Annotated in this window: 6 protein-coding genes; 3 read left to right on the top strand and 3 right to left on the bottom strand. The window is 43.1% G+C overall.

Annotation, left to right across the window (positions count from 1 at the left end; all coding sequences use genetic code 11):
* The first annotated feature begins 10 nt into the window (after positions 1-10).
* A complete protein-coding gene (locus DIC78_RS00700) occupies positions 11-7,705 on the top strand; it encodes a beta-ketoacyl synthase N-terminal-like domain-containing protein (RefSeq protein WP_127695172.1) in 7,695 nt (2,564 codons plus the stop codon).
* 50 nt (positions 7,706-7,755) lie between these two features.
* On the opposite strand, the gene DIC78_RS00695 is transcribed toward DIC78_RS00700, so the two are convergent.
* From DIC78_RS00695 to DIC78_RS00685, 3 genes are all read right to left on the bottom strand, one after another.
* Positions 7,756-8,997, bottom strand: a complete 1,242-nt coding sequence (locus DIC78_RS00695) for a cytochrome P450 family protein (protein ID WP_127695170.1) — start codon at positions 8,995-8,997, stop codon at positions 7,756-7,758.
* 268 nt (positions 8,998-9,265) lie between these two features.
* Positions 9,266-9,625 carry a protein YmzB gene (ymzB, locus tag DIC78_RS00690; RefSeq protein WP_024121485.1) on the bottom strand — a complete coding sequence of 120 codons (360 nt, stop codon included), beginning with the start codon at positions 9,623-9,625 and terminating at the stop codon, positions 9,266-9,268.
* A 145-nt stretch (positions 9,626-9,770) separates the two neighbouring features.
* Positions 9,771-11,099 carry a serine protease AprX gene (locus tag DIC78_RS00685; protein ID WP_127695168.1) on the bottom strand — a complete coding sequence of 443 codons (1,329 nt, stop codon included), beginning with the start codon at positions 11,097-11,099 and terminating at the stop codon, positions 9,771-9,773.
* A 221-nt stretch (positions 11,100-11,320) separates the two neighbouring features.
* Between DIC78_RS00685 and DIC78_RS00680 the strand changes: the two genes are divergently transcribed.
* Together DIC78_RS00680 and DIC78_RS00675 are read left to right on the top strand one after the other, a co-directional pair.
* Positions 11,321-11,554 (top strand): WYL domain-containing protein, encoded by a 234-nt coding sequence (locus tag DIC78_RS00680; RefSeq protein WP_024121487.1) that lies wholly within the window; start codon positions 11,321-11,323, stop codon positions 11,552-11,554.
* 285 nt (positions 11,555-11,839) lie between these two features.
* On the top strand, positions 11,840-12,547 hold the full coding sequence (locus tag DIC78_RS00675; RefSeq protein WP_127695166.1) for a poly-gamma-glutamate hydrolase family protein: 708 nt from the start codon (positions 11,840-11,842) through the stop codon (positions 12,545-12,547).
* Positions 12,548-12,560: the final 13 nt, after the last annotated feature.

The raw sequence follows: 12,560 nt of genomic DNA, 5'->3' as shown, positions 1-12,560 counted from the left end.
GGAAGCGCCAATGCGAAACACAGAAGACATTCTCTGTAAGATGCTGTTAGCACAATTGCAGTCCATAGGATTTTTCAAGGAAAATAAGCCCCAGCCGATGCTGCAGAATTTCTATGGCAGATGGTTTGAGGAGAGCCTAGCGATTTTGGAGCGGCATGGTTTTCTTCAACAAATGGCAAATGGATACGCCGTAACCCGCTCAACAGAGGACATAAATGAATTGTGGAACGAATGGGATGAAAAAAAAGCAGACTTGCTTCAAGACAGTAACATGAAAGCCATGGTGGTGTTAGTAGAGACTGCACTTAAAGCCTTGCCGGATATTCTGACCGGCAAGGCATCTGCCACCGATATCCTTTTTCCGAACTCATCTATGGAATTAGTGGAAGGAATCTATAAAAACAATCAAGTCGCAGACTATTTTAACGATGTGCTGGCAGACACCTTGGCTGCCTTTATGCAGGAGCGTCTAAAGCAAGAGCCTGAAGCAAGGATTCGTATACTAGAAATCGGAGCAGGAACAGGCGGCACAAGCGCTGCGGTTTTTCAAAAAATGAAAGCCTATCAGTCGCATATAAAAGAATATTGCTATACAGATCTCTCCAAAGCGTTTTTACTGCATGCGGAAAAAATGTACGGTCCGGACAACCCTTATTTGACGTATAAGGTATTTAATGTGGAAGAGCCGGCGGCTGAACAACATATAGAAGCGGGCGGATATGATGTGGTTGTCGCTGCAAATGTGCTTCATGCGACGAAAAATATCCGGCAGACATTGAGAAATGCCAAAGCGGTTTTGAAGAAAAACGGCCTGCTCCTTCTGAATGAGATTAATGACCATAATGTGTATTCACACCTGACCTTTGGCTTATTAGAGGGCTGGTGGCTGTATGAAGATCCTGATCTGCGTATCCCGGGCTGCCCCGGTTTATATCCAGACTCTTGGAAAATGGTGCTTGAGAGTGAGGGCTTTCGTTATGTTTCCTTTATGGCTGAACAATCACATCAGCTCGGCCAGCAGATCATTGCAGCGGAAAGTGACGGAATCGTCCGTCAAAAAACGCGAACAGAAAAACCAGCAGAAGAAATTATAGATTACCATCTAGGTGAACATCATTCTCAAACGAAGGATAGTGATGAGGATAATCTTCTTGAACAAACGACACAATTTGTGAAACATACGTTAGCAAAATCAATAAAACTATCACCGGAGCGTATACATGCAGAAACAACGTTTGAGAAGTATGGAATCGATTCTATTTTGCAGGTGAATTTTATTCGTGAGTTAGAAAAACTGACGGGTGAGCTTCCGAAAACAATTTTATTTGAACACAGCAATACGAAAGAACTCGTCGATTTTCTGATAAAGGAGCATGAAGAGAAGCTGCGGACATCACTGCTGAAAGAAAAATCACAGCCCGCAAATAAAGAAACTTCTATTCAAGCGAAGCCAGTAAAATCTGAACAGCCGTTTACATATCAAACGCGCCGTTTTAGCGGAGACCAGCAGCTAATTAAAACTCAGCAAGCAAAGGCGAATCCAAAATCAGAAACCGAAACAGCGAAAAACGTAAAGGCACTCCCTTCTCATAGAACCACACCAAATCATTACGGCACAGAAGATATTGCAATTATCGGCATAAGCGGACGTTATCCGATGTCTGAAAACGTAGAAGAGCTCTGGGAGCATTTAATAGCTGGGGATAATTGTATTACAGAGGCTCCGCAATCAAGATGGCGGACATCTTTAGTAAACACTTTGTCGAAAGAATCATTACAATCGTCAGATAAGAAGCGCTACGGCGGATTTTTAAAAGACGTACATGCGTTTGATCATCATCTTTTTGAAGCGGATCAGAATCAAGTAATGGAAATGACGCCGGAACTTCGTTTATTTTTAGAAACCGTCTGGGAAACATTTGAGGACGGCGGCTATTCTCAAATCCGATTAAATGAACTGCAGGACAACGGAACGGGAGTAGGTGTCTTTGTTGGAAACATGTATAATCAGTATTTTTGGAATATCCCTTCATTAGAACAAGCGGTGCTGAGCTCTAATGGCGGAGACTGGCATATTGCAAATCGCGTTTCTCATTTTTTTAACCTGACAGGACCAAGTCTGGCTGTCAGCTCCGCATGCTCCAGTTCATTAAACGCAATCCATCTTGCATGTGAGAGTTTGAAACTGAAAAACTGTTCGATGGCAATAGCCGGCGGTGTCAATTTAACATTGGATCTCTCTAAATATGATGCGCTGGAGCGCGCAAATCTTTTAGGGAACGGAAATCAAAGCAAGAGCTTTGGCACAGGAAGCGGGCTTATTCCGGGTGAAGGCGTCGGAGCCGTCCTGCTAAAACCGCTCTCTAAAGCGATAGAAGATCACGACCATATTTATGCCGTCATCAAAAGCAGCTTTGCCAATCATAGCGGAGGAAGGCAGATGTATACAGCGCCAGATCCGAAGCAGCAAGCTGCATTAATCTCCAAGTCCATTCAGCAATCCGGCATTGATCCGGAAACAATCGGCTATATAGAATCTGCGGCAAATGGTTCAGCGTTAGGTGACCCGATTGAAGTAATCGCACTATCTAATGCATTTCAACAGTATACAAATAAGAAACAGTTTTGTGCGATAGGCTCTGTAAAATCGAATCTTGGACATTTGGAGGCGGCTTCCGGCATTTCTCAGCTCACGAAAGTTCTGTTGCAGATGAAAAATGGGACGCTTGTGCCGACGATTAATGCCGCCCCTGTCAATCCAAATATTAACCTGGAAAACACAGCATTTTATCTGCAAAAACGAACGGAGCCGTGGCAGCGGTTAAAAGATCCCGATACAGGAAAGCATCTGCCCAGAAGAAGCATGATTAATTCTTTCGGAGCGGGAGGGGCCTATGCGAATCTCATTATAGAAGAATTTATCGGCGCTGTAACTGAGCAGCAACATCCAGTGCCTCACCAGCAGGAATATCTGGCCGTTTTTTCTGCGAAAACGAAATGGAGCCTGCTCAGCTATCTTGAAAAACTGCGAGTGTTTTTAGAAAAAAAACCATCTTCTTCTATTGGAGCAGTTGTACGCTCACTGCACAGGATCAACCATGACTTAGAACATCGGGCTGCATTTTCGGTATCGTCGACGCAGGAATTGATTGAAAAACTAAAGATTTTCCAAAAAACAAAAGAAAGCTCACTCCAAGATGGTATCTATACATCCTTTGATTTACAATCAGATGCGATTTCTACAAATGCAGGGTCAGCCCATGAAGAAACAAGCTTAACCGCACAGCAATGGGCTGCGGGGGCTTCGATTTATTTTGACCATATACATCAAGGGAATGAAACTGGCTGGATCAATCTGCCTCACTATGCATTTGACCATCAAACAGTCTTTCAATTCGGTGCCCTGCCTCATGAAGAAGGGAAAAGGCATGATGAGCAAACGGTTAATCATCCGCTGATACAAGATTCATTCGTATACGATGAGCCTTACGTTCAAGGCCATGTGTTCAACAAAGAACGGGTGCTCGTCGGTGCAACCTATGCAAGTCTTGCGATTGACGCATTTTTTGAAATGTTTCCTGAGGAAATCAGCGGCCGTATCAGTAAATTAAGTTATCTAAACCCTGTTGTCATAAACCAAGGGCAAACAATTGAAGTGAAAGCTGATCCTCTTCAGAAAGATCATGCAATCGATTTGCAAATCATGTATCGTGAGCGGGCATCTGAAACTTGGAAGCCTGCCGCAATCGGGCAATGCCAAAAAGATCATTTTGAAACAAAAAAAGTAAACATCGAAAGCGTAAAACGTTCGTTAACAGAGCTGGATCATATTGACCAAATGTATCAAACCATCGACGGCGGCGCTGAGTGGGGAGACTTATATAAAACCATCACTCATCTGTACAGAGGCAATAATTCAATCCTTGCAAAAGTGCGTTTGTCTCAAAACGGCATGGCAAATGCGCATCATTACACTGTCAGCCCATTGATTACAAACAGTGCTTACCTGGCAATTCTCAGTTTCACAGAACAATTAGACATAGAGGGGCATTTCTTGCCATTTGGAATCAACGATATTCAATTCACAAAAAATAAAATAAGAGAAGATTGCTGGCTTTTGATTACTTTGGTTAAGAATACCGGTGAAATGCTGCTGTTTGACATAGATGTGATGAATGAAGCGTCAGAAACGGTGATGCGCTATTCAGGTTACTCTTTAAAGCAATTCCGCTTAACAGATCGAGGAAGCAAAGAGGAAAATCAGGAAGTTCAAATACACGATATAAGAGACCGTATTCGAAGCTATATCACAGATAAACTGGCTGATAAGGCGGCCAATCCATCAAAACTGTCTCTTGCAAAAGTTCATATCATGGATTTGGGGATCGATTCTTCCCAATTGATTGCGTTGACAAGAGAGCTGGAATCAGCGACAAAGATTGAGCTAAATCCTACATTGTTTTTTGAATATCCGACTCTTCAAGAACTGGCCGACTTTTTTGCCGAGAAACATGAAAAATCCTTTGTTCAATTGTTTGGAGGGGTCAAGCAACAGCAGAAATCCCCGAATATAAAAGAAAATAAAATAATGCAAATGCAAACCTATGAAAGAAAGACGGATGAAACAAAAGAATATACGGCAGACGGTATAGCCATTATCGGCATGTCAGGGCAGTTTCCAAAAGCAAACAATGTAACGGAATTTTGGGATAACCTGGTTCATGGGAGGAATTGTATTTCTGAAGTGCCGGAAGAACGCTGGGATTGGCGAAAATATACCGAAAATACTGATGGGAAGCAGTCAAGCCTTCAATGGGGCGGGTTTATAGAAGGCATAGGTGAGTTTGACCCGCTGTTTTTCGGCATTTCACCGAAAGAAGCAGCGACAATGGATCCCCAGGAGTTTCTGCTTTTGACACATGCGTGGAAGGCGATGGAAGACGCCGGTATAACAGGCCAAGCCTTATCCAGCTGCCCGACAGGAGTTTTTGTCGCAGCCGGCAATACCGATGCGGCTGTGATTCCTTCCTTAATGCCAAACCGTATTTCCTATGCACTGAATGTAAAAGGGCCAAGTGAATATTATGAGGCTGCCTGTTCCTCAGCTCTTGTCGCTTTGCACAGAGCGATTCAATCCATTCGAAACGGCGAATGTGAGCAAGCCATTGTTGGCGCTGTGAACCTTCTGCTCTCACCAAAGGGCTTTATCGGCTTTGATTCAATGGGATATTTGAGTGCGGAAGGAAAAGCCAAGTCCTTTCAAGCAGAGGCGAATGGATTTGTTCGAAGTGAAGGTGCAGGGGTTCTCATCATTAAACCTTTACAAAAAGCCATTGAAGACTCTGATCATATTTATTCTGTCATTAAAGGGACAGGTGTATCGCATGGCGGCAGGGGAATGTCACTGCACGCGCCTAATCCGATCGGAATGAAGGATGCGATGAAGAAGGCTTATCAAGGGTCGCAAGTTGATCCGAAAACGGTGACTTATATAGAAGCGCACGGGATCGCCTCGCCAGTGGCTGACGTTATAGAAGTGGAAGCGTTGAAATCGGGATACAGACAGCTCGAATCGGAGCATTCACACCAATTGCAAGGAGAAATGCCATGTTACATCAGCAGCTTAAAGCCGAGCATCGGGCATGGAGAACTGGTCTCAGGCATGGCTGCTCTTATGAAAGTCAGCATGGCGATGCAGCATAAAACAATACCTGGTATTCCCGGTTTTGATTCATTGAATGATCAGGTGTCAATAAAGGAAACGCGTTTCCGGATGATTGACAGAAACCAGCAGTGGGAAGAAATACAGGATGATGCAGGCAGAACGATACCACGCAGAGCAAGCATTAATAGCTATGGTTTTGGAGGAATAAACGCGCACATCATCTTAGAAGAATATGTTCCTTCTCATACAGAACCAGCAATTGAACATACAGATGAGCCGCACATTGTGGTGCTTTCTGCAAAAAACCAAGACAGACTAAGAGCCGTTGTTCAACAGATGCTTGACTATGTAAAACAGCAAAAAGAACTGTCTTTACAAAATTACGCTTACACACTTCAAGTCGGACGAGAAGAGATGAGTGACCGGATGGCCTTGATCATCCGCAGTAAGGATGAACTCGTACTCGGATTGGAAGAGTACTTAACAGCTGCGGAAAAAGCCGAAAAGCCGAAAAGCACTGTACCTTGCTTTATCGGAAATTCAGAAGAAGGCTTGTCAGATATCGGCGCCTTGCTTGAGGGAACATTGGGCGATATCGTGATGCAGACACTATTGTCTGAAAACCATCTTGAAAAGATCGCGTTTTGCTGGGCAAAAGGAGTGCAAATTCCATGGGAGCAGCTTCATCGAGGAAAAGGTGCGCGGAGAATATCATTGCCCGCCTATCCGTTTGAAAAAAGAAATTGCTGGAATGGCTTTCTGTCACCAGAAATAGCACCTGCTTTTTCAAATGCTGAGATTCCCCTTCACAAAAGAAACGATATTCAAATGATATCTGATGTGTTGGGCATGACGCCTGAAGAATTAAATCCTCAAAAGGCATTACAAGATTACGGGTTTGATTCTATCGTTTGTATACAGTTATTGCAGCAATTGCAAGCAGAAGCTGGCCTGTCAATCAGCCTGGCAGAGCTGCAAACGTGTCAAACCGTGCAGAATATGGTGGACTTGATAGCAACGAAACGGGAAAACACAGTACAAGACCAGTCAGTCCAGACTGTCAGCCGGTCATTTCCGGAATTGATACCGTTAAATGATGGCAAGCGGGGGCGCCCTGTATTTTGGTTTCATGGAGGAGTAGGCGGTGTAGAAATCTATACGCCATTTGCGAAGAAAAGCCAGCGTCCTTTTTACGGCATTCAAGCCAGGGGCTTTATGACAAATCATGCTCCTTTACACGGAATTGAACAAATGGCTTCCTATTATATAGACATTATGCGAGCCGTACAGCCGGAAGGCCCTTATGATGTAGGCGGATATTCCTTAGGCGGACTGCTCGCATATGAAGTAACACGCCAGCTGCAAAGGCAGGGGCTTGCTGTAAAAAGCATGGTCATGATTGATTCCCCTTACAGTCCTGGACGTGAACAAAATGAGCCTTCTGTAAAAACGTCAATGCTTCAAACGATAAATACGATGCTGGCATCTATTGTTCAGCCGGAAAAGCTTACAGACGTTCTCATCAGCCGTGAAGAGGTAGATGTTGACAGAGAGGAAGAGGAATTTTTAACTGAACTGATTGGTTTAGCAAGAAAGCGGGGATTAAACAAACCAGAGAAGAGAATACGGACTCAGCTTAACCAAATGGTCAAAACTCAGCATGCTTATGAATTTGAGGCGTACACTGTGCAGCCGCTTGTGGATCCTGAAGCGGTAAAATGTTATTATTTCCGCAATAAAAGCAGGTCATTCCTTGGAGACTTGGACATTTACTTTGCCATTTCAAATGAAAAAATACCGTTGGATGATACTGCCTACTGGGAGGAATGGGAGCGGCAAATCCCTCAATTCCATCTGGTGGATGTCGATTCCAGCAATCACATGATGATGTTAACAGAATCTAAAGCGTCCAGCGCCATGCTGGAGTTTTGTGAAAAACTATACTCAAACAGAGGCGTAGTAAACGCGAATTTCCTTAAGGCTTTTCGCAAAAAACATGAAGCCAGCGAAGAAAACGCTGATGAATTGGTAAAGCGCTGAGGAAATTTAAAATCCCCCTTTAAAAGGGGGATTTTTATCTGCTGAAAAAATCAGCTGAGGTGTGAAAGTGAATCTTTCCTTGCAAGTGAGACTGGAAGACTTTCTAATCCTCTTAAAAAAGCATTTTTTCTCCATTTCAACTCTTCTGGCGTTACCGTAAGTTCAATTTGCGGAAATCGTTTCAGCAGTGCGTTAAACGCAATTTGCCCTTCCAATCTTGCCAGCGGCGCTCCTAAACAGAAGTGTATCCCAAAGCCGAAAGAGATATGCCGATTAGGTGTTCTGGTTATATCGAATGTTTCTGGATTTTCAAATCGTTCAGGATCTCGATTGGCAGAACCGATTCCTATAAAAATCATGTCTCCCTTTTTGATAGAATGGCCTTGGTAGGAGAAGTCTTCAATGGCCCACCGATTTGCCATCATAACGACAGGGGAGGTGTAGCGCAGCAATTCTTCAACGGCTGTATCTATCATTTCAGGATGCAGTTTCAGTTTCTCTAATTCTTCCTTGTGCTGAAGCAATGCAAGGGTGCCAGATCCGATTAAGTTAACCGTCGTTTCAAGCCCTGCTACCACCAAAAGGAACAGCATAGAGTAAAGTTCTTTTTCACTTAACGTTTGGCCGTCTTCTTCAGCATGCACAAGTTTACTGATCAAATCGTCTTTTGCCTGTATTCTTCTTTCATGAATTAACTTGCCAACATAGTCTTTAAACTCCCGAAGAGCCTGATTGGTCAGTTCTCGGTTGGCCTCTGAAGTATCAACCATGGCATTGGTCCATATTTGAAACTGTGCCCGATCCTCTTTCGGTATGCCCATCATTTCAGAAATCACGATAAACGGTAACGGAGAGGCAAAGGATGCCATAAAGTCTGTTTCATTCTCTTTTTCCATTTCATCTAACAATCGTTCAGTAATTTGTTCGATGCTGATGCGTAGATTTTCAATGGCGCGGGGGGTAAATGCTTGGTGAACCAGTGACCTTAAACGAGTATGGTCAGGTGTGTCTTTTGCCAGCATATGATCTGATACAAAATCAACGTCTTCACTGACATTGAGCATTTCAATTTGTTCTTTACTCATTACATTTTTAACGTCTCTTGTAATTCGGTTGTCTTTAAGAAATGCCATGCAATCATCGTAACGGGTGATTAACCACGCCGGATATGTACTTCCAAAACGGTGTAATTCGAATCGATGAATGGGTGCGTGTTCTCTAAAACGGCCTAAAACTGAAAAGGGGTTTTCATGAAACTCTTTAGCATGCGGATGAAACATCAAATTTTCCATTTTCCATTCTCCTCGCCTAATAGATTAAGACAGATGCATTTATTCAGTTTAGACCAGATGTAAAAGAAAGCTTTGCGCAATCTGTATAACAGAATCCCATTGGAAACGACAACCTGTTATGTCTAAAACTATATATCTATTTTAGGTGCCGTTCAATAGTTTTGGGACGAAAATATCGGCTTGCGGGTAAGGAAATGATTCCATGCAAAAAAGCGCCTTTGGGGCAATTTCAAAGGCGCTGTATTCTTTCGACCAGGTGAAAGTTTCTTCATTTGTTTTGTACATCAATAGTATATACCGCACGATCTGTCAGTACCTTCAATCCGCCATTTTCTTGGTGAATGTGAATATCCCCTAATAAAGGAATTTCATAAGCGTTCTGCGGAAGCGGTACGTCTCCAGCTTCAGTAAAGGTTGTTCCTTCGCCTTCCAGGACGAGTTCGTCATTTGCAACGTAGTCGTCAGGGTGGTTTGCGCTGCGTATGCCCACTTTTTGAAGGTGAAGAACAATCTGATCCAAATCTGAAATCTCGTCTTGGTTATTGGTCAGTTCGCCTTTTCTAATATCAAGCGTCTGGCCGATCCGCTCTCTCAACCATTCAGAAAGCTCAGTGTTGTTGAGTGCCATCAGTCATTCCTCCTTTTGATCTATACTGTAACTATTCCCAATTGTTTTATGTTTTACACTCTGCTGGGATATACCGGCTTATGTATGCTAAAAAACACTGCTGACCCTTTAACGAACCAGCAGTGTTCACGAAGATCATGAAATCTTATTCACCAGGAATAGCTTTCTCAGCATTGATTGCTCCGGCACCGTAAATATTCGGGTCTTCGCCTGTCCATTTATCAGCCCCATTTTTAAGCAGCTCTTTCACTTCGTCCGGCGTAAGATCTGGATTTTGCTGGAGTATTAAGGCGGCGATTCCCGCACAGATCGGCGTTGCCATTGATGTCCCCGACATTGTAAAATAATGAGACCCTACACGGCTTGATTTTTGCAGCTTATCGATATATGAATTCGGTGAGCGAAGGGATATGATGTTTACGCCCGGTGCTAAAATATCGGGCTTTTCTTTCCCGTATACAGTCGGTCCGCGGCTTGAGAAAGAAGCAACTGTATCATCTTCGCTGCTTCCTGTATTGTTATCGTCAAACGCGCCGACAGTAATGACTTTTTCGCTTACACCAGGGCTTGAAATTGTCTGCGGATCAGGGCCTGAATTTCCGGCAGCAACACAGACGACAATCCCGGCGTTCCAAGCTTCTTCAACTGCTTTGACTAATGGATCTTCCAGTTCATTGTCATAACGCAGCGCATCGCCGCCAAGGGACATGCTGATAATATCAATTGGTTCATCCGGATTGTCCTCATTATATTGAATACACCATTCGACGCCTTCAATAATGTCCGCTAACGTGCCTGAACCTTGTTTGTTCAGCACTTTTACTCCGATTAAATTGGCTTCCGGTGCAGGGCCGCGGTAACGGCCGGAAGACGACGCGCCGCTGCTTGCGACATCACCTGCGCAGTGTGTGCCATGTCCATTATCATCATACGGCTCTGTTTTTTGGTTTACCATATCGGCAAATCCAATAATTCTTCCCTCTAAGTCAGGGTGCGGGTAGATTCCTGTATCGACTACTGCGACTGTAACGCCTTTACCGGTTAAGGTTTGCCCGCTTCTGACGACTTCCTTTGCATGGCTTGCTTCGGCTGCTGTGTCAAGAAGCGCTTTGACTTCGCGGTTTAAATACACTTTGCGAATATCGCTGCATTCAGAAAGAAGAGAATGCAATGCTGAAGGGGTAACCTCTGCGCTGCAGCAATTGATTTTGTTAAAACGGTTTTTTAGCTTGCTGCGTTTTTCTTTTTGTAAAACCCGTCCCGCCATTTGAAAGCCGGCCTCATGGCAGCCTTCCTCGAATTCAATGATGACCGACATTTTTTTTCTGTTTTTTAATTTTGTTTCAAAAAACTGATGTAAAAAGCAAGGAGTCCACTTGAAGGGCTTGTAGAGCTGCAAGACGCTTTCACGCAATGGCCAATCAAGCTTATGAGCGTTTGCTCTCACCATTTGTACCATAGAGTAGCCAAACATAGATTTTCCTCCTATTATGAAGTTCTCTGTATACTCTATGAGTGGATCATATGTTTGGTAAGTTTGTTTGTCCTTTAGAGGAGGCGGACAAGAGTTTGTTTTTATGAATCTTTTGAATCTGATACGAAAGAATCATGTGTACTGTTAATCATTGGGTATTGAAAAAGAACGTTTGTTCGTATTATCATTTATATATATCAAACAGGAGGAGCGATAATCGTATGAATATCTTCTTACGCCGGTCTTTGGAAGATCAGATACCAATCAGCATTATATATATGAAGAAAGACGGCACCATAACAAAAAGAACGATTATCGTCAGGCAGAAAAGCAAAACACAAATTAAAGCTTTTTGTTTTACGAACCATCAGATCAGAACGTTTTTATTAGACTCTATCCTCTCCTGTGACTTTGTGCGAACAAGGAAGCAAGAACCCCGGTTCGCAGGACTATAACAGGCCGTCCGCTTCAGCATCCCGGACAGCCTGGTTTTTAGTAAAACCTTCCTTATTCCTCTATACATTTAATTACCAAGTGAGGTTATTCCTACCTTTTTCGTTTTTCCTCTCAATCTTTTTTCACTGATATTTGAATATAACCGCTGATAAATGTGACATTCAATTGATTTTTTGAAACCGGGAACTTTTTCACTGATGATATGGTGTATACAATGGTAAGATAAAACCTATTGACTATACCTCATATAATGAACCTTGCCATTCTTGTGAAAGGAGTTTAACATGAGAAGATTTTTACTAAATGTCATATTAGTCTTAGCCATAGTCTTATTCATAAGATATGTTCATTACTCATTAGAACCTGAACCATCCAACCAGCCGGATACATATTCAAATTTCAGCAGTCTGGCAGAGAATGAGAACCCTGCTGATTATGATATTTCTTATCAAGAGAAAAAAGGGAGCAAAGTTTTAATCATGTCTCCGCACGGCGGAAGAATTGAAGGCGGAGTAAGTGAGCTTGTGCGTTATTTCAACGATGACTACTCGACTTACCTGTTTGAGGGCTTAAAGTCACATGGTAATCAAACGCTGCACATTACAAGCACCAACTTTGATGAGCCATTGGCTGAAGAGAAGATCAAGGAGCACCAGTACGTTGTCGCTTTTCACGGATATAAAGGAGAAAAGAAAAATACACTTGTCGGAGGAACAGACCGTAAGCGGGCGAAAATGATTGTCAGAGCTCTTGAAAAAAGAGGGTTTTCCGCTGAATTAGCGTCCTCTCAAAGCGGCCTTGCAGGATTAAGTGCAGATAACATTAATAACCAGGGGGAAACCGGGCTGAGTATCCAGCTGGAAATCAGCCGTGAACAGAGAGAAGCCTTTTTTGATGATTTTTACTATAAAGATAGGAAATACACGAAAACCAGTGAATTCTACTCTTATGTCCGGGCGATAAAACATGTACTTGAAAAAGAATATTCCTAATAAGCAAATCAGA

The sequence above is a fragment of the Bacillus halotolerans genome (assembly GCF_004006435.1).
GTDB classification, from domain to species: Bacteria; Bacillota; Bacilli; order Bacillales; family Bacillaceae; genus Bacillus; species Bacillus halotolerans.
Note: the sequence above shows the minus strand (reverse complement) of the source record. Positions and strands in the feature narration are given on the sequence as shown.

Bases quoted from the DNA above. Each gene is read 5' to 3' on its own strand.
- DIC78_RS00700 (WP_127695172.1), top strand. From the start codon at position 11: ATGCGAAACACAGAAGACATTCTCTGTAAGATGCTGTTAGCACAATTG.
- DIC78_RS00680 (WP_024121487.1), top strand. From the start codon at position 11,321: ATGAATATCTTCTTACGCCGGTCTTTGGAAGATCAGATACCAATCAGC.
- DIC78_RS00675 (WP_127695166.1), top strand. From the start codon at position 11,840: ATGAGAAGATTTTTACTAAATGTCATATTAGTCTTAGCCATAGTCTTA.
- DIC78_RS00695 (WP_127695170.1), bottom strand. From the start codon at position 8,997: ATGGAAAATTTGATGTTTCATCCGCATGCTAAAGAGTTTCATGAAAAC.
- DIC78_RS00685 (WP_127695168.1), bottom strand. From the start codon at position 11,099: ATGTTTGGCTACTCTATGGTACAAATGGTGAGAGCAAACGCTCATAAG.
- ymzB (WP_024121485.1), bottom strand. From the start codon at position 9,625: ATGGCACTCAACAACACTGAGCTTTCTGAATGGTTGAGAGAGCGGATC.